The sequence below is a fragment of the Acinetobacter sp. C15 genome, assembly GCF_013420645.1.
Taxonomy (GTDB): Bacteria; Pseudomonadota; Gammaproteobacteria; order Pseudomonadales; family Moraxellaceae; genus Acinetobacter; species Acinetobacter indicus.
In genome coordinates this window covers 1-17,949 of the sequence record NZ_VOXR01000015.1, presented here as the reverse complement: position 1 = coordinate 17,949, position 17,949 = coordinate 1, and the positions used below count along the sequence as shown (strand labels likewise).

Here is a 17,949-nt window from a genome sequence, read left to right as displayed (position 1 = left end):
GTCTTACGCGAAATGCAAAATTGAATTACTATACATTCGTATATTTTAATTATAACGATCCCACGCTTATGAATGCACCCTTGGCACCCGACTACGATCCGGTTGAAGAACGAATGAACTTCATCAGCCATGCCATAGGCGCGGCTTTGGCGCTGGTGGCCGGTATTTTTTTAGTGATTAAAGGCAGTTATTTAACTATCGGACCCTGGATCGGGCTGTGGGTCTATGCGCTGAGTATGTTCCTGCTGTTTTCAGCGTCCAGTCTGTACCATTATGCCGACAGTCCGCAGCGCCGCGGCTGGTATAAAAAGCTCGATCACACCGCCATCTATTATTTAATTGCCGGCACCTATACCCCTTTTCTGTCTATCGCCATTCCCACCGCCAAAGCGCAATATCTGTTAATTGCACTGTGGATTATTGCCCTGATTGGCACCGTATTTAAGCTGGTGTTCATCAACCGGTTCCAGAAAATTTCGCTAATTGCCTATCTGGTAATGGGCTGGTTAGCACTTCTGGTGATTGATGATATGCAACGCTTTTTAAGTCCACCTGCGCTAACTTTTTTATTGATTGGTGGAATTTCTTATACGATTGGTGCATTGTTTTATGCGTTAAAACGGGTAAGATACACACACGCTATCTGGCATATTTTTGTATTGATCGGGGCAGGATCACATTTTCTGTCTATCTATCTGTACGTGATTTAATTGTTTTGATTCTCCATTTCAGTGACCCTGAGCGCGTTGAATCGAAACGATTGCCGTTGTTTTTTTAAGAAATTACGCCTTTTTTAAAAAGATTACGCTTGTAAAACTAATTTTTTATTTTTAATAAGTGTAAGGTCATTCATGGCGTCATCAACTTCTGCTGCAATCAATGAAGAAGCAGCACCAACGAACTCAAAATTTCGTGTCCTCACCGCGAGTCTGGTAGGCACTACCATCGAATTCTTCGATTTTTATATTTATGCGACTGCTGCGGTCATTATTTTCCCGTACCTGTTCTTCCCGACCAGTACCGATCCAATGACCGCCACCATTCAGTCTCTGGCCACCTTTGCCATTGCCTTTATTGCCCGCCCGATTGGCGCGGCACTGTTTGGTCACCTCGGTGACCGTATTGGGCGTAAAGCCACCCTGGTCGCTGCGCTGCTGACCATGGGGATTTCCACTGTAGCCATTGGCCTGTTACCCACCTATGCACAAATCGGCATTGCCGCACCGTTACTGCTGGCCCTGTGCCGTTTAGGTCAGGGGCTGGGCTTGGGCGGTGAATGGTCAGGTGCGGTTTTACTGGCCACCGAAAATGCACCGGAAGGCAAACGTGCCTGGTACGGCATGTTCCCGCAACTGGGGGCTCCAATTGGTTTTATTCTGGCCACCGGTTCCTTCCTGTTGTTAGGCGCGTTCATGAGCGAAGAAGCATTCATGAGCTGGGGCTGGCGTATTCCCTTTATTTCCAGTGCTTTACTGGTGATTGTTGGTCTGTGGATTCGTTTAAAACTGCATGAGACACCGGCTTTCCAGAATGTTTTAAACAAACAGAAAGAAGTGAATGTACCGTTTAAAGAAGTCATGACCAAACATTGGGGCATGCTGATTTTAGGCACCATTGCCGCGATCTGTACGTTCGTGGTGTTCTATCTGACCACGGTATTCGCGCTCAACTGGGGCACCACCCAGCTCGGTTATAGCCGCGCCGACTTCCTGGAATTACAGCTGATTGCTACCCTGTGCTTTGCAGCGTTTATTCCACTCTCAGCGATTTTGGCAGAAAAATTTGGCCGTAAAGCCACGTCTATTGGTGTGTGTGGTGTATCGGCGCTCTTTGGTCTGGTTTTTGCCAGTATGCTGGAATCCGGTAATACCTTGGTGGTGTTCCTGTTCCTGTGTATTGGTCTGGCGATTATGGGGCTGACCTATGGTCCAATTGGCACCGTTCTGTCAGAAATTTTCCCGACTTCGGTACGTTATACCGGGTCTGCGCTGACCTTTAACCTGGCCGGTATTTTCGGTGCCTCTTTTGCTCCGCTGATTGCCACCAAACTGGCGACCGAATATGGTCTGGCTGCCGTGGGTTATTACCTGACAGCTGCATCTATCTTGTCACTTCTGGCCTTCCTGGCAATTCGTGAAACCAAGCATGATGATGTCAACAGCCAGATTTAAAACATTCATCTGACTGAAAAAACCAGCGTAGATAACGCTGGTTTTTTATTTGTGATGCAAAATCATACACAAACACACTATTGCATCTGGCCAAGTTTAGAAACAATAAAAGCTTATCCCCCGCCAGCAGGTCATTGTATGGATCGTCTGATTGAAACCCTTCGGGAAGAACAACTGGTGAAAGTTATTTTGTTGCTGGATGATGGCAAACGCTATGAAGCGGTGCAATACCTCCGCACAGACAGTCATGTGACTGAAGCAGAAGCCCAGCAGCTGATTGATGAACTGATTCGCCAGCACGGTCTGGCCATGGAGGCCTCCAAGGGTGAATGTGCCCCCAAACCGATAGACGACATCAGCACACCCTATTTTGATACTGAAGATCCACCGCGCCCGCAGCTACATACCGAAGCACAGGCCCCGGTCGAAACAGCGGCAAATGGCATTGAAGATTTAAACCGGAATAATCACCGCCTGAATATTGGGGTATTGGTCTTGATTGGCGTCGTGATTCTGATTGCCTTGCTGTGGTGGGTCTTTTAAAACACCCACCCTGTAGCATTAGCAGAGTTCAATAATATCAATGGTCGGTGGCACCCGAAAACGAAATGGCACACCCACCATTCCGGTACCAACAGTGACAAACACATCGGCATGTTCATGCCGGTACAGGCCTTTTTTATGGCCGACAATAGATACGCGTTTCATTACATAATCGGTCAGCCACGGCAATTCCACCTGACCGCCATGGGTATGCCCCGACAGCATTAAGGGATGAGTTGGCAATTTCGGCACCATATCGACCGTATCGGGGTTATGCGACAAAATCAGCCACGGCTTGTCTTGCGGTAAATCTGGCATATAGCGCATATCGGTACGGCCGGACCATAAATCGCCAATCCCAATCAGGCGGAACTCGTCAAACTCGACAATCTGCCCTTCAATATCAATCACATGATTGACCTCAAGCGCATGTTTGAGCAGTTCCTGAATCGGCGGACCAGGATACTGTTCATCATGATTGCCGGTCACGGAATAAATTGGCGCTTTAATCTCTTTTAGTATTGCCAGCTCATCGGCCAGTTTATTTTCCGGCTCATAGGTCCAGTCACCTGCCACCAGCACCATTTCCGGTTCTTCCTGGTTAATCTTGGCGACAATCTGCTTGAGCTGGCGTTCATGCCCGGAAAATAGACCTATATGCAGGTCGGCAATCAGGGCAATTCGGACTGGGCGTTGTAGCGGCTGATCGGGCAGCATCTGATAGCGGGTGGTTTTCACCAGAATCAGATGCGGTTCAATAAAACGCGCATAGACCAGCACACCACTGACCAGCCCGATAAAAATGGCTTCATGCAAGGAGTAATAGCCAATCCAGCCGGCATAAATACTAAAGAAGAACAGCGGAATTAATAAATAGGATAGATAAAAGGCCAGCAGATGCACAAAGGCTTTAAAGGGATGAATCGTTTCTGTATTGGCCTGACTGCGCCACGCCTGTGACACGGCCCAAACTGCCAGTATGGCCAAGCCGATATAGAAATACAGTATAATTGATTGGCTATCCCACATAGTTATGCCCGACTCTCCCCCGGCGACTAAATTCGTCCGTTCTTATATTTATCTTTTCACAGCTGGCAATTATACTCAAACCAAATTTTGGACTTGTTTTAGACAATATGATACATCCTGACAAATTTAATTTGCAATCAAATACATACGCGAGAAGTTCTATGTCTTCTTCTACCGCGGCCATGCTGTTGAGTTGCAGTTTAGTGTTGGGAGTCAGTGGCTGTTCAACCCTGCCCAAACAGATTGAACATCCGGTTCAAATGGCTTTTGAAACGCCAACCGAGCATACCCATCTGGCCCAGATTGTATTGCCGCTGCGTGAAAAAAATCCGCAGCTGACCGGTTATCGGGTGCTGTACGATCCGCTGGAAGCCCTGTCGGCACGCTTGTATTTAATTGATAAGGCAGAAGAAACCCTAGACCTGCAATATTATATCTGGGACAACGACAAAATCGGGGCGCTGGCACTACATTCAATTATTCGCGCAGCTGATCGCGGCGTGAAAGTGCGCTTGCTGGTCGATGATAACAATGCCAAGAAAATGGAAGGTATTTATCTGGCGCTGGACCAGCACAGCAATATCGACGTCAAGCTATACAATCCGTACCGCTTCCGTAAATACCGCGCCATGGACATGGTGCTAGATTTAAAACGTATCAACCGGCGCATGCACAATAAAAGCTTTATTGCCGATAACCAGATTGCCCTGATTGGCGGGCGCAATATGAGTAACCAGTATTATAACGTCAGCGACAGCTATCAGTTTTCCGATGTCGATGTGATGCTGGTCGGTTCTGCCTCCGATGAAATCATTCACTCCTTTGATGAATACTGGAATGATGATTATGCCTATTCGGTCAAGCAGCTGGTCAATCCACAGCAGCATCATCTGCGTTATGAAAGCCTGAAACAGCAGCTCGAAGACCATTCTGCAGAAGTGGCGGTACAAAATTATCTTGATTTAGCCACACGCTCCCAAGCCATTGAACAGTGGTTTAACCACAAAATCCAGTTTGACTGGGTCAAAGCAGAAGTGGTGAAAGACTCGCCAAGCAAGATTAAAGACCGCGCACCCAAAGAAGAATTACTGAATTTCCAGCTGCTCAGTCATCTGGAAAAACCGACTGAAAGTGTGGATATTATTTCGGCCTATTTTGTGCCGGAAGAATCCGGGGCTGACCGCTTAAAACAGCTGGCCAATGACGGCGTACAGGTGCGGGTACTGACCAATTCCTATAAGGCCAATGACGTTCCGCTGGTACACGCGTTTTATGCCAAATACCGTCAGGACTTACTGGAAAATGATGTCGAGCTGTATGAGTTTTTATATGCACCCGAGGCCGAGCATCTGAACAGCAATACCGAAGAACTGTCGAAAAAAGCCAAAGTCAGCTTAAAAGGCCTGAGCCGTTCCAGCCTGCATGCCAAACTGATGGCACTGGATGAAAAACAGGTCTTTATTGGCTCTTTTAATTTTGATCCGCGCTCAGCCTATTTAAACAGTGAAATTGGGGTATTGCTCAACAGTCCGACGCTGGCGAAATCGGTGCATCAGACCATGGATGCCAATTTATCCAAATATGCCTACCGTCTGGTGCTGGATGCACAAAACAACATTAACTGGCGCGTCGTGAACAGCAAAGGCGAAGAACGCGTATTTGTTAAAGAACCGAAAATGAAATGGTATGAAAAAGCAGCCATGAAAATCATTTCCTGGCTGCCAATTGAAGGCTTTATGTAAGCCTGCTACACAGGTTAAAGCTTAAGCACTGGCCTGCTGAATCAGGACTTTTTGATGCAGCTGCTCTAAGCCCTCAATCATCTTGTTTTGAACCAGCGAGGTCAGGCTTTCCACCGTATGCCCTTCTACCGAAATCGGGTTTAGAGCCATTAAATGTGCGGTGACCTTTGGCATTTCCAGCACATTTTTAACATGCTCAATAAAGGTCATTTCATTGATAAACGGCGCTACGGTATCCAGCTCGCCCTGCTGGTTGATATAACAGATCAGGCAGATTTGCACCGGACGCTGCGCTTCAATTGCCGCGCCCAATAAACGGCCATGTACTTTTTTAATTTTAGTCCCATCCGAAGTCGTGGCCTCCGGGAAAAACAGTACCGGCACATCCTGTTTTAAAAACTGGGTAATCTGGTCGCGGATTTTAATTGAATCTCCCGAACCGCGTTTAATAAATAAGGTCCCGCCACCTTTGGCCAACTTTCCAAACACCGGCCATTGCTCAATTTCAGCTTTGGCCAGAAAAAATACCCGTGCGCCAGAACCGAGCACCGGCACATCTAGCCATGACACATGGTTGCTGACCCATAAGGCCGGCTGGGTGGGAATTTCTCCATGCACTTCAACTTCAATATTGAACACCTTGCACAGCTGACGGCAAAAATGCTGCACATAACGGGTATTCTGCGGATTATTCGGCTGCTTATACAAGCTGTGACGATACACCAGATAAAAGCCTTCGCTCACCGCTGCCAGACCGGCAGTGATTTTTTTAGAATAGAGAAAAAATTTGGACAAACTATTCATTGAAGCGGATGAAGATAAAGAAACTTGAGACATAGCATAATCGTGAATTGCGAAAATCACAGCAAGAATTGTTCAGAGAACTGTATTCTATCTTGAAGCAATTGACCAGACATTGATCATAAGCATCGAAAAACTGTCCAGATCGCTCAATTGAAATGCGCTATGCCAATTCTTCTACAGTCTTGCTGTAATGGATAGATCCAGAACGAATCCCTTGATGCAATGATCATCCTGAGGGATCAGATACAACGATCAAACTACCTATCCCCCTCTCACAAAGAGGATGATACTGATTCCAAATTGAGGATTGTGAGGATTCGCCTGCTTTTTGTCATGCTGCTGTAATCATCTTCATCTAGTTCACGCAGCTGGCGCTTTTTGCTCTAGAATAGAATTTTCATGAGGAGAAATGCCCAGGTGCCAGATTACCAGCAACATCAAGGTGGTGAACGCGTTGTGCTCGTGAGCGTCAGCGTACAGATTTTAGAAGACCTTGATGCAGAAGAATTTCATCTGCTTGCAAAATCTGCAGGTGCTGAAGTTTTGCAGCATGTGTTTGCCCAGCGGATTAAACCCGATGCCAAGTTATTTATCGGTTCTGGTAAAGCGGACGAAATTGCTGCGCTGGTTGCAGAACTCGAGGCTGAACTGGTGATTTTCGATCATGCGTTGACGCCGGCACAGGCACGTAATCTTGAAAAAATCATGAAATGCCGTGTGGTCGACCGGACCGAGCTGATTCTGGATATTTTCGCCCAGCGCGCCCGGACCTATGAAGGGAAATTGCAGGTCGAGCTGGCACAATTGCATCACCTCTCCTCACGCCTGATTCGTAGCCGCGGCAATCTGGACAGTCAAAAAGGCGGGATTGGTTTACGTGGTCCGGGTGAAACCTTGCTGGAAACCGACCGCCGCCTGTTAAGAATTCGTATGGGCCAGCTGAAAGCCAAACTGGATAAAGTCCGCCAGACCCGTATGCAGGGTCGTGTGGCCCGTCAAAAAGCCGCCGTTCCTACCGTATCACTGGTTGGCTATACCAATGCCGGCAAATCGACGCTGTTTAATATTCTGGCCAATAGCGATGTCTACGCCGCCGATCAGCTCTTTGCTACGCTCGACCCGACCTTACGCCGGCTGGAATGGGATGGGATTGGTACGCTGGTGCTGGCCGATACCGTGGGTTTTGTCCGTAATCTCTCGCACTCGCTGGTGGAATCATTTAAGGCCACGCTGGAAGAAACTCTGGAAGCGACCTTGTTGCTGCATGTGATTGATTCCAGCAGTCCGGACATGCTGGAACAGATTGAAGCAGTTGAGCGCGTCCTGAAAGAAATTGGCGCAGATGTGCCGGTGCTCAGGGTTTATAACAAAATCGACTGCACCGGCGAGCAAGCCAAAATTGTCTATGCCAAGCCACATCAGCCGGAGCGGGTTTATATTTCTGCGCATTCCGGTCAGGGACTGGAGCTGTTACGTCAGGCCGTGCATGAATGTCTGATGGGCCAGATTCAAAGTTTTGATGTGGTGTTAAAACCGGCCTATGGCAAATTACGCAACCAGTTTTATGAACTGAATGTAATCCAGTCCGAGCACTATGATGAGCAGGGACAACTGAATCTGCGCGTAAATATGGCCCCGGCCAAACTGGAACAGATGATCCGTCAGGCGCACTTGCCGCTGGACGAAATTCTGGGTGCCAAGGCTCAGCAATTTAAACGGCCTTTAGAAGAATTTGAAATTGATGATGAGATCAGTTAAAACTTGAACAGTAAAATATGACCGACTGATAAAAAATGAACAGGCTTAAACGTATCGACTGGCCAGCTTGGATTGGCACACTGCTCTTAATTATTGTATTTCGTGAAACAGCCGTCTGGATTGCGACCTATTTCAACCATCCTGAACTGGGCAACCTGATGGGTTTACTCAGCCTGCTGGTGGTGCTTTTCCTGTGGCGCCGACTGCATAAAATTCCAGCCCGGATTGTCGATACCAACAATAAAATCATGAAAGAAAGTGCGTTTGCCTTTTTACCGATTAGTGCCGGCTCACTGCTGATGCTGACCCATATGGGCAATAAAATTCCGGCTTTTCTGGTGGTGCTGTTTCTCAGCACCCTACTGCCGTTATGGCTGTATGCCAAAATGGCCAAACGCTGGCTCTAGGAGATTAAAACATGCTCGCAATTGTTTATGGCTTTTTAATCACCCTGGTGGCCTATCTGCTTGCCAAACCCTGTAACCAGAAACTGCCGCAAATTCCGGTCATTGTCTTTGGCATGATTTTTATTGTGCTGTTGCTGTATGTATTTGGCATTCCCTATGAAGATTATATGGCACAGGTCAATCCGCTGTTTAACCATCTGCTGGGTTATGTGACTGTGGCACTGGCAATTCCGCTGGCGGCCATGCGCTATGATGATCTGCCACTCAAAGCTATTTTGGGTATTTTGCTGTTTGCCAGCATCAGTGCCGTAGCCTTGCCAATGGGACTGGCCTATCTCTTACATATGGCCGGGGATGACATCATGGCATTTGCCACCCGTGCCGTGACCACACCCATTGCCATCAATATTGCCACCCTGCTGGAAGCGCCGGTCAGTCTGGCCATTCTGATTGTGATTTTATCTGGGGTGATTGGTGCCGCTTTCTCGCCGCTGCTGCTGCGTCATATTAATGATGAGCGCGCCTCAGGACTGGCCTTAGGCCTTGCTGCTCATGCAATTGGCACAGCGCAAGCCTGGCAACGCGGTAGTGTGGCCGGTCGTTATGCTGCTTTTGGGATGGCGGTGAATGCTGTATTTACCGCAGTCTGGCTGCCAACATTTATACTCTTTATTCAAAAAATGTGACTCAAGAATCAATATTTACATCTTGTGTTGATGAAAAAATATTCTTAAGATGAAAATTGAATTTTTTGAAGTGTATTAAAGGGATAGAAACATGGGGAAATTTAAATATACAGTGGCACTTCTGGCAGCCACATTCAGTGCCGGCGTTTTCGCGGAAGATCTCTCCGGTACCTGGCGCAATATTGATGATAAAACCGGTTCATCCAAAGCCATTTTAGAGATTCGTCAAGAAGCTAATGGCACTTATACCGCTAAAATCGTCAAAGTAACGCCACGTCCGGGTTACACAGCAAAAGAAACCTGTGTCAACTGCCCTGCGCCTTATACCAATCAGCCCATTTTAGGCATGGATGTACTAAAAGGACTGGCGTATAAGGGCAAACTCAACTATAGCGGCGGCAAGATTATTGATCCGCTGTCTGGCAATATTTACAGTACCAAAGCTAAACTGAGCAGCAACGGTAAACGTCTAACCCTCAGAGGTTATGTCGGTGTATCGGCCTTAGGACGCAGCCAAACTTGGATTAAAAGCGAATAATTAATCACTTCTCTTTTCACATAAAATGCCACACGTTCGTGGCATTTTTTATTGGTTTTTCTGCATCTTAGTTGCAACTTTAAGATTAATTACCTCTCAAATCGCTTGACTCCTTCCACAACTCGCTTTATACCTTGAATTAACCTCTGTGATAACTTTCGACAATCAAAGGAACTGATATGAAGAAAAATGTATTGATGGGCGCATTTGCAAGCTTCATCTTCAGTGGCTCAGCGTTTGCATCAGACCTAACGGGTATCTGGCAAAGTATTGATGACAAAACAGGCTCACCTAAAGCACTTATTGAAATTACCCAAGCTGAAAATGGCAGCTTTACAGGTAAAATTATTAAAGTCACACCAAGACCAGGCTATACTCCAAAAACTATGTGTGTGAATTGTCCTGCACCTTATACCAACAAACCTTTGGTGGGTTTGGAAGTTATTCATGGCTTAAAGCATGTGGAAAATAACAACTATGCCGATGGACGTATTTTAGATCCACTTACAGGCAAAATGTATAGCCTGAAAGGCCGTTTAGCGTCTAATAATAAACGTCTAACTTTACGTGGTTACGTCGGAATTTCAGCCATTGGTCGGACACAAACGTGGATTCGCCAACAATAAGCGAGTAATTGTGTCGCATCGGTCATTTTTTCTAGATACTCGGGACTTTGTGTCAGTCAATTCACAGATTAGACTAGCCGCAAAGACCGAGTAAGGGAAATAAAATGATTCAGAAATTGGCTTTAGGAATAGCCGTCATCTTCGGCAGTCTAAGCACTTTGGCGATGGCACAAGATTTAGCAGGGACTTGGCAACAAATTGATGATAAAACAGGCTCACCTAAAGCTGTCATCGAAATTCGTAAAGAAGCCAATCAAACCTATACGGGTAAAATTATTAAAGTAACTCCACGTCCAGGTTATACCCCACGTGAACTTTGTAATAAGTGTCCTGCGCCTTATACTGACCAACCTATTTTAGGGATGGATATTTTAAAAGGCTTAAAACAGATCAAAGACAGCAATAATTACGAAAAAGGACGCGTAATTGATCCATTGGCAGGTCGTATTTACGATGCAAAAATCCGCCTCAACTCGACAGGTAAGCGTTTGACTTTGCGCGCTTATATGGGGGTGTCTACACTAGGGCGCAGCCAAACTTGGATTCGAATTCAATAAAATTCAAAAAAACAGCCACTTTAATAGGTGGCTGTTTTCATTTCGACATCACATTTTTAAATTATAAAGATAAAATATTGTTACCATTCTTCCAGTGGATTATCCACTGTAAACAATTGCTGGTCTTCCAAACGATAAGCCACCAGTTGATGCCCCCAGACACAGCCCCCATCGACATTCTGAATCTGGGCGGAAATAGTTTTGCCTTGCAGCGCGGCCCAGTGCCCAAAAATAATCTGATGCGTTTCAGCTGCAGCCGAAACATATTCAAACCACGGTTTAAAGCCGGCCGGCATCGGATCGTCCAGACTGTCTTTAAAACTGAACTCCAGGCGTCCTTCTGCATCGGTCAGGCGCATGCGGGTTAGATAGTTGACGATACAGCGTAAGCGTTCATTGCCTTGCAAATCATCTGACCAGAGGGCTGGCTCTTTGCCAAACATCTCGGCCAGAAAATGATCCATCACCGCAAAATCGTCATGCTGAATCACCGCTTCGACTTCTTTGGCCAGCGCCTGAGTTTTTTCCGCACTCCACAAATGCGGAATACCGGCATGGGTAATGATGGTCGATTCATTCGGACAGACACATAACGGCTGCTTGCGTAACCAGTCAATCAATTCATCGCTGTCAATGGCATCAATCACATCGCGGGTCTGGTCTTTGTCTTTAATCTCTTTCAGGCCACGTGCACCAGCCAGCAAAGTCAGGTCATGATTGCCCAGCACTGTGGTCGCAACACCACGATCAGCCAGCTTTTTGACAAAGCGCAACACGCCAAGCGAGTTTTCACCACGTGCCACCAGATCACCGGCAAACCAGATAAAGTCCTGATCCGGATCAAAGCGGATTTCCTTGAGCAAGGCTTTCAGGGCTTCAAAACAGCCCTGTACATCGCCAATCACATAGTTATAACGTGCCATCGTTGTTTTACACCACCATTTGATCTGCCAAAGCCACAAATTCGGCCAGGGTCAGGGTTTCTGGACGTGCCATCGGATCAACACCGGCTTTTTCAAAACCATCTTCTGCCAGCATGCCTTTTAAGCTATTGCGCAAGGTTTTACGACGCTGGGTAAACACATGCGAAACCAGACGTGATAAAGCCTTTTCATTTTTTGCCACAATCGGTTTCACCTCATACGGCTCTAAACGAAACACCGCAGAAGTCACTTTTGGTGGCGGGTTAAAAGAGCCCGGTGGCACTTCAAACAGGAAAGTTGGTTTGCAGTAATACTGAATCATCACCGACAAACGGCCGTATTCTTTGGTATTTGGCGCAGCAGTAATCCGGTCGACCACTTCTTTTTGCAGCATGAAGTGCATGTCTTTGACTTTGTCACCAAACTCCAGGAGATGGAACAACAGTGGGGTCGAAATGTTATACGGCAGGTTACCCACCACACGGAGTGGACGGTCATCTTCAAACAGATTGCTAAAATCATATTTCAGCGCATCGGTTTCAATAATGGTTAAACGTTCCGGATGTGGCACACGCCCCGGCAAACCGGCAGCCAGATCACGGTCCAGTTCCACCACGGTCAAGGCATCACATTCACCAATTAATGGTGAAGTTAAGGCCGCCAGACCCGGGCCAATTTCAACAATATTATCGCCCGGACGCGGATTGACCGAGCGTACAATTTTCGCAATCACACGTTGGTCATGTAAAAAGTTTTGACCAAAACGCTTGCGCGTGTGGTGCCCTTCATCTTTCGGGTTTAAGGCATTAATCTGATACATAAAGATTTCCAACGTGTAATAAAGACAAGATCAGTGACGCGCTAAATCCAGCGCCAAATCAACAGCCACATTCAGGCTTGAGCTTTTCGCAAGACCGCTGCCTGCGAGGGAGAGTGCTGTGCCATGATCAACTGAAGTGCGAATAAACGGCAAGCCCAAAGTAATATTGATGGCTTCACCAAATCCTTGCGATTTTAGCACAGGTAAGCCCTGATCGTGATACATCGCCAGAACCGCATCGGCATCTTTTAGGTTTTCCGGAGTAAATAAGGTATCAGCCGGCAGGCTTAAACTCATCTGGATGCCCTGCGCGCGATAGCTTTCCAGCACCGGATTAATCACCTCAATTTCTTCCATGCCCAAATAACCGCCCTCACCGGCATGCGGATTTAAACCACAGACCAGAATATTCGGCTGCTCAATTTTAAATTTGGATTTTAAATCGTGGATGAGAATATCAATCACCTGATGCAGACGTTCAGCGGTAATCGCATCAGCCACTGCACGCAGCGGTAAATGCGTAGTGGCCAGGGCCACTCTTAGGGTTTTGGTGGCCAGCATCATCACCACGCGCGGCACGCCCGCAAACTCCTGGTAATATTCGGTATGGCCACTAAAGGCTATACCAGCGTCATTGATGACTGACTTCTGTACCGGCGCAGTCGCTACCCCGACACTTTTGCCTGACATGGCATAATCGGCCGAACGACGTAGCTGTTCCAACACATAAGCGGCATTTTGCGGATTCAGCTCGCCCATCACCACAGCTTGCTGTAAAGGCACATGCTCGACATAGAGCTGCCCTTTTTCTGAAGAAGCAGTTTGCCCGCTGTATTCAATCAGTTCTACCGGCATCTTCAACACTTGCGCACGCTGGGCCAGCATGGCCAGATCGGCCAGAACCACAACGGGACGCTCATCTACACTGTCGGCAAGATGCAGACAAATATCCGGGCCAATGCCGGCAGGTTCACCACTGGTCACATATAAAGGCAGCATGATTGATCCTAAACAATAAGGCATCTCCCATTATAAGCAGACTTTGACCGCAGCGGCCGTGAATTCTGCTGAAGATTCGGGCAGATTGGCCGGTTTTGGGGCAATCTAAACTGCTTTTGAAGGCGGATATTTAGCTGAAAGTTGATCAGTACTAGGCACGGCAGATGGATGTTCTTGGCAAGTCTTTTCTTTTCTCAGGATTTTGATTAAAATACAGCGCTTGAAATTTTATATTTTCATTGTGGTTCTCGACAATTTCGTTTAGAATCTCGTCTCCTTTTTGTTTGGACTGATTCACCGTCCAAACCAACTATAATAGGTAGTGGTTTAATGAAAACTCTCAGCGCTAAGCCAGCTGAAGTTCAACACGACTGGTACGTTGTTGATGCTTCTGGCAAAACTTTAGGTCGTCTTGCGACTGAAATCGCTCGTCGTTTACGCGGTAAGCATAAGACTTCTTATACTCCTCACGTTGACACTGGTGACTACATCGTTGTTATCAACGCTGAACAAGTTCAAGTAACTGGTAACAAGTCACTTGACAAAAAATACTATCGCCACACTGAATTCCCAGGCGGTTTAAAAGAAACTAACTTTGAAAAGTTAGTTGCTCACAAACCTGAAGAAATCTTCCAACGCGCTGTGAAAGGCATGTTGCCAAAAGGTCCTCTTGGTTATGCAATGATCAAGAAAATGAAAGTGTACGCTGGTAGCGAGCATCCTCATACTGCTCAACAGCCACAAGTTTTGGATATCTAAGGGATACAGCACATGGCTACTAACTATGGTACAGGTCGCCGTAAGACCGCAACTGCACGTGTTTTCTTATCTGCTGGTACTGGTAAACTCGTGATCAACAACCGTTCATTAGAGCAATATTTCGGTCGTGAAACTGCTCGTATGGTTGTTCGTCAACCTTTAGAGCTTCTTGAAGCAACTGAAAAATATGACCTTTACATCACTGTTGCTGGTGGTGGTATCGGTGGTCAAGCAGGCGCGATCCGTCACGGTATTACTCGTGCATTAATCGCTTCTGACGAGACTTTAAAACCTGCTCTTCGTCAAGCTGGTTTCGTTACTCGTGACGCTCGTGAAGTTGAACGTAAGAAACTTGGTTTACGTAAAGCACGTAAACGTCCTCAATTCTCTAAACGTTAATTCGTTTACCGAGTTGGACAAAAAGCCTTGGTTTATCCAAGGCTTTTTTATTGGCTGTTATTTTAAAGATAAAGGAATTTATTGTTCAGGTACATCTTTACCCCAACTGCCCTCATGCAGCCAGAAGGCCTTGCTGAAATAATAGTTCACTACCCCAATTCCTAAGCAGAACATCAGAAACACAAGTTTTATCATCATACTGCGCCGCTCCTGTTATTTTTTTATAATCTAACCCATTTTCACCCGATTCATCCTTTTTCGCTTCGTGCTTTTTAGGTTGAATTTTAGTATCCTAACTGATTCATTTTGCTGCTTACTGATTTATGTCCTTGGAAAATACACCGCTACAGGGAATTACACTATACAGTCATGCAGACGATTTCCGCTCGCACTGGATTCGCCTGGTACTGGCTGAGAAGAATATTAAATATCATCTGGTCCTGGTCGACCATGAAGATGAAGATTTAGCCAGCCTGAATCCTTATAATCGCTTACCCATGCTGGTAGAGCAAGATTTAAAACTGTTCCATGCCCCAATTATTTCCGAATATGTTGATGACCGCTACCGGCAAAACAAGCTCTATGCCGATGCACCAGCACCCCGCGCAGAGCAGCGCCAATACATCTGGCGTTTTGAGCAGGACTGGCTAAAGCTGGCCGATATCCTGCTTTGCCATGAAGATACCCTGAATAGCGCAGCACAGGCCAAGGCACAAAAGCAGCTTCGTGATACACTGGTCTCACTCACACCATTATTTCAGCATTTCCCTTATTTTATGGCGGAAAATTTTGGCATCCTGGATTGTATGCTGGCCCCAATTTTCCTGCGCCTGAAAGCCATGGGCATTGAACTGCCAAAACAGCATTGCCGCCCGATTCATTTATATTGCCAGCGAATTTTTAGTCGCCCTGCATTTGTAAAATCCTTAACCGTGCAGGAAAAAAACCGCTATAGCGAATTTTTAATAAATAAGTAGAGAGTAGATATGTCTGAACAGGAACTCAACTTAAGCCCAACCCGTCCCTATCTGGTGCGTGCCATTTATGAATGGATTTGCGACAACCAGCTTACACCGCATATTCTGGTCGATGCCACCCAACCCAACACCATGGTGCCAGAGCAGTTCATTCAGGATGGCCAGATTGTGTTAAATATTGTGCCACATGCAGTCCATGGCTTGCACATCTCCAATGATGCCATCAGCTTTTCGGCGCGCTTTGGTGGCGTAGCACGCGATATTTATGTACCCATTGCTGCAGTTTTGGGGATTTATGCTCGCGAAAATGGCCAGGGTTTATTCTTTGATCCAAGTGAATATGAACATATCCAAAATGATCCAAATGCTTTAAAATCAAGCACAGAGGAACAAACTGAAACACCAAAGAAAAAACCAAGCCTAAGATTATTAGATTAAAAAAGAAATAGGAGTAAATGCATGGCTTTTGATTTAGTACAATACTTTAGCGATCAGGTTAAAATTCAAAAGCCTCAGCTTTTGCAGCAGTACGATGCTGATAGCCGCAATGCATATATCCAGGAACTCAATGCGCTAACTCTAGGCAAACTGATTCGTCTGTGGCGCGAAGATGACAATAAGCTCTATCAGGAAATCAAGACCCTCGATCCGCTGTATATTCAGGAAGTGTCCCGTCATCTGACCACTTCGGTACACAACCAGTCTGAACTGCCTAAGCCAGAACTCGAACACAGTATTAGCGAAATTTTAAGCCTGCAACTGACCGAATTAAAACAGCTGGATGAAACCGGTAACTTTGGCAGCAACGGCTTAAAAGAGCTGTTACAGGGTCAAATTGAACATCTGTCAGGTCAGGCGGATGATTGGGTTTGGTCAACAAACGAGCTAACAGAGTTAAAGGGCTCTAAACCCCTTCCCCAAGAAGAGCTATCATTAGATGATACGATGAAGGAGTTTAATCAAATGTTACATCAACAAGCCGATCATGCACCGGTAGAAAGCACAGTCGCAGCAGAACCGACTGTTCCAGGCTGGGCCAAAGTTCTGGAACCAGTCGTAGCGATCGCGATTCTATGGATTCTATATTGCGCAGCAAGCCAAATGTTTGCTTAAGCAGTCTGATTCCAAACCGCCTGACATAGGCGGTTTTTTATGGCTGAAATTTTCCAATAAATAGTTCAGTCTCCTTGTACGTTTTGGCTTACATTGAATGAAGATAATTGAGGCTAGGCGTACACACAGAATTTTCGTATTCTAAATTCATCAGGAAACAGGATGTTTCCCAAACGGAAAACAACAATAATAAGTTTGTACACCAGGATCGTGAGGTGCGACAGGAGTTATACCTAAAGCACGAAATACGAAGAAACCCCGTCAGGATGATGGGGTTTCTTTTTATCTATTCTTTATTTTCTACAGCAACTCTACCATTACACTCACTACGAAAATAAATACCGTTCAACTTGCTAGATGGTGAAGGTATGATCTTGAGATGAGATTCTTACTTACCCCCTATCTCCCCTTTGAAGAAGACTTAAAGGACGTATTAAAGCATGCTGCTACGGCAGTTCAATGAGCCTTAGAGATGGTTTAGGGAGCATAATAAAAACTCATATTCCCTGTAGATAAGCCTGCAATAAACGCATATTCAACATAAAACTCTGTCATGTTGAATACATATAACACGGTACACACCAAGCCAAAGACCACTAATCCAGACATTACGGGTGCTGCCTTATACTCTGCATGCTTATATATTGGGGTTTGTACAATAGAATAATGTAATTTTTTTCGATTAATATAAAAGCGATTAAAAAGCGGTAAACGGATAATCAATATATGCATCAGCACAATTCCGAGAATCCAATGTATTACCACCATCCAGTAGTTCAATAATATATGCTCAGGATACATACCAATAGCCACGAAAATGACTGAAATGCAAATATTTAACAGCAAATAGCGGGGATAAAATTTTCTATACATGGGTTATTTTTTGATAATTTTATTTATATTGAAGCACTATAGCTTTATTAAAAGCATAAAAAAATCCCCCTGCTATTTAAGCTAGGGGGATTTTGAATTAATGAGCTGGCGATGACTTACTCTCACATGGGTAACCCCACACTACCATCAGCGCTAAGAGGTTTCACTTCTGAGTTCGGGAAGGGATCAGGTGGTTCACTCTTGCTATTGTCGCCAGCACAACTG

At 45.9% G+C, this 17,949-nt stretch carries 21 protein-coding genes and 1 rRNA gene; 15 read left to right on the top strand and 7 right to left on the bottom strand.

Going from position 1 to position 17,949, the window contains the following annotated elements:
• The first annotated feature begins 68 nt into the window (after positions 1 to 68).
• The 3 genes from FTT63_RS07730 to FTT63_RS07720 all read left to right on the top strand — a co-directional run bounded on the left by FTT63_RS07730 (position 69) and on the right by FTT63_RS07720 (position 2,714).
• Positions 69 to 710, top strand: coding sequence for a hemolysin III family protein (locus FTT63_RS07730; protein WP_160241586.1), 642 nt, complete (start codon positions 69 to 71; stop codon positions 708 to 710).
• 141 nt (positions 711 to 851) lie between these two features.
• Positions 852 to 2,171: an MFS transporter gene (locus FTT63_RS07725; RefSeq protein WP_180192147.1), complete on the top strand. Its 1,320-nt coding sequence runs from the start codon at positions 852 to 854 to the stop codon at positions 2,169 to 2,171.
• 138 nt (positions 2,172 to 2,309) lie between these two features.
• Positions 2,310 to 2,714 (top strand): hypothetical protein, encoded by a 405-nt coding sequence (locus tag FTT63_RS07720; protein WP_180192146.1) that lies wholly within the window; start codon positions 2,310 to 2,312, stop codon positions 2,712 to 2,714.
• An 18-nt stretch (positions 2,715 to 2,732) separates the two neighbouring features.
• Here FTT63_RS07720 and FTT63_RS07715 read toward each other — a convergent pair whose 3' ends face one another.
• Complete coding sequence (locus FTT63_RS07715; protein WP_104470660.1) at positions 2,733 to 3,743, bottom strand: metallophosphoesterase; 1,011 nt, start codon at positions 3,741 to 3,743, stop codon at positions 2,733 to 2,735.
• A 161-nt stretch (positions 3,744 to 3,904) separates the two neighbouring features.
• Between FTT63_RS07715 and FTT63_RS07710 the strand changes: the two genes are divergently transcribed.
• Positions 3,905 to 5,485 carry a phospholipase D family protein gene (locus tag FTT63_RS07710; RefSeq protein WP_168382188.1) on the top strand — a complete coding sequence of 527 codons (1,581 nt, stop codon included), beginning with the start codon at positions 3,905 to 3,907 and terminating at the stop codon, positions 5,483 to 5,485.
• Between the two features lie 21 nt (positions 5,486 to 5,506).
• Here the strand turns inward: FTT63_RS07710 and FTT63_RS07705 are convergent, their stop codons facing one another.
• On the bottom strand, positions 5,507 to 6,322 hold the full coding sequence (locus tag FTT63_RS07705; RefSeq protein WP_034597361.1) for a 1-acyl-sn-glycerol-3-phosphate acyltransferase: 816 nt from the start codon (positions 6,320 to 6,322) through the stop codon (positions 5,507 to 5,509).
• 384 nt (positions 6,323 to 6,706) lie between these two features.
• Here FTT63_RS07705 and hflX point away from each other — a divergent pair, with 384 nt between their 5' ends.
• The 6 genes from hflX (at position 6,707) to FTT63_RS07675 (ending at position 10,861) form a co-directional block, all read left to right on the top strand.
• Complete coding sequence (hflX, locus tag FTT63_RS07700; RefSeq protein WP_005175765.1) at positions 6,707 to 8,047, top strand: ribosome rescue GTPase HflX; 1,341 nt, start codon at positions 6,707 to 6,709, stop codon at positions 8,045 to 8,047.
• Between the two features lie 35 nt (positions 8,048 to 8,082).
• A complete protein-coding gene (locus FTT63_RS07695) occupies positions 8,083 to 8,454 on the top strand; it encodes a hypothetical protein (RefSeq protein WP_045794996.1) in 372 nt (123 codons plus the stop codon).
• An 11-nt stretch (positions 8,455 to 8,465) separates the two neighbouring features.
• Positions 8,466 to 9,140, top strand: coding sequence for an LrgB family protein (locus FTT63_RS07690; RefSeq protein ID WP_016659801.1), 675 nt, complete (start codon positions 8,466 to 8,468; stop codon positions 9,138 to 9,140).
• 91 nt (positions 9,141 to 9,231) lie between these two features.
• A complete protein-coding gene (locus FTT63_RS07685; protein ID WP_005175751.1) occupies positions 9,232 to 9,678 on the top strand; it encodes a DUF2147 domain-containing protein in 447 nt (148 codons plus the stop codon).
• Positions 9,679 to 9,857: 179 nt separating this feature from the next.
• The gene (locus FTT63_RS07680; RefSeq protein ID WP_005175748.1) at positions 9,858 to 10,304 is read left to right on the top strand and encodes a DUF2147 domain-containing protein; all 447 of its coding nucleotides are present in this window, start codon (positions 9,858 to 9,860) and stop codon (positions 10,302 to 10,304) included.
• 104 nt (positions 10,305 to 10,408) lie between these two features.
• Positions 10,409 to 10,861 (top strand): DUF2147 domain-containing protein, encoded by a 453-nt coding sequence (locus FTT63_RS07675; RefSeq protein WP_005175746.1) that lies wholly within the window; start codon positions 10,409 to 10,411, stop codon positions 10,859 to 10,861.
• Between the two features lie 80 nt (positions 10,862 to 10,941).
• Here the strand turns inward: FTT63_RS07675 and FTT63_RS07670 are convergent, their stop codons facing one another.
• Genes FTT63_RS07670 through pdxA form a run of 3 tightly spaced genes read right to left on the bottom strand, consistent with a single transcriptional unit; the run spans position 10,942 to position 13,603 of the window.
• Positions 10,942 to 11,784 (bottom strand): symmetrical bis(5'-nucleosyl)-tetraphosphatase, encoded by an 843-nt coding sequence (locus tag FTT63_RS07670; RefSeq protein ID WP_005175740.1) that lies wholly within the window; start codon positions 11,782 to 11,784, stop codon positions 10,942 to 10,944.
• 7 nt (positions 11,785 to 11,791) lie between these two features.
• Positions 11,792 to 12,604 carry a 16S rRNA (adenine(1518)-N(6)/adenine(1519)-N(6))-dimethyltransferase RsmA gene (gene rsmA / locus FTT63_RS07665; protein ID WP_005175739.1) on the bottom strand — a complete coding sequence of 271 codons (813 nt, stop codon included), beginning with the start codon at positions 12,602 to 12,604 and terminating at the stop codon, positions 11,792 to 11,794.
• Positions 12,605 to 12,634: 30 nt separating this feature from the next.
• Positions 12,635 to 13,603 (bottom strand): 4-hydroxythreonine-4-phosphate dehydrogenase PdxA, encoded by a 969-nt coding sequence (gene pdxA / locus FTT63_RS07660; protein ID WP_127800331.1) that lies wholly within the window; start codon positions 13,601 to 13,603, stop codon positions 12,635 to 12,637.
• A gap of 330 nt (positions 13,604 to 13,933) precedes the next feature.
• Here pdxA and rplM point away from each other — a divergent pair, with 330 nt between their 5' ends.
• The 5 genes from rplM (at position 13,934) to FTT63_RS07635 (ending at position 16,851) form a co-directional block, all read left to right on the top strand.
• On the top strand, positions 13,934 to 14,362 hold the full coding sequence (gene rplM, locus FTT63_RS07655) for a 50S ribosomal protein L13 (protein ID WP_004857442.1): 429 nt from the start codon (positions 13,934 to 13,936) through the stop codon (positions 14,360 to 14,362).
• A 12-nt stretch (positions 14,363 to 14,374) separates the two neighbouring features.
• Positions 14,375 to 14,761: a 30S ribosomal protein S9 gene (rpsI, locus tag FTT63_RS07650; RefSeq protein WP_004785251.1), complete on the top strand. Its 387-nt coding sequence runs from the start codon at positions 14,375 to 14,377 to the stop codon at positions 14,759 to 14,761.
• 323 nt (positions 14,762 to 15,084) lie between these two features.
• Positions 15,085 to 15,738, top strand: a complete 654-nt coding sequence (locus tag FTT63_RS07645; protein ID WP_104470663.1) for a glutathione S-transferase N-terminal domain-containing protein — start codon at positions 15,085 to 15,087, stop codon at positions 15,736 to 15,738.
• Between the two features lie 9 nt (positions 15,739 to 15,747).
• Positions 15,748 to 16,176, top strand: coding sequence for a ClpXP protease specificity-enhancing factor (locus tag FTT63_RS07640; protein ID WP_005175725.1), 429 nt, complete (start codon positions 15,748 to 15,750; stop codon positions 16,174 to 16,176).
• Between the two features lie 21 nt (positions 16,177 to 16,197).
• Positions 16,198 to 16,851: a hypothetical protein gene (locus FTT63_RS07635; RefSeq protein WP_104470664.1), complete on the top strand. Its 654-nt coding sequence runs from the start codon at positions 16,198 to 16,200 to the stop codon at positions 16,849 to 16,851.
• Positions 16,852 to 17,328: 477 nt separating this feature from the next.
• On the opposite strand, the gene FTT63_RS07630 is transcribed toward FTT63_RS07635, so the two are convergent.
• On the bottom strand, positions 17,329 to 17,664 hold the full coding sequence (locus FTT63_RS07630; protein ID WP_225876404.1) for a hypothetical protein: 336 nt from the start codon (positions 17,662 to 17,664) through the stop codon (positions 17,329 to 17,331).
• Positions 17,665 to 17,827: 163 nt separating this feature from the next.
• Positions 17,828 to 17,942: ribosomal RNA gene (rrf, locus tag FTT63_RS07625) — 5S ribosomal RNA — on the bottom strand.
• Positions 17,943 to 17,949 lie beyond the last annotated feature (7 nt).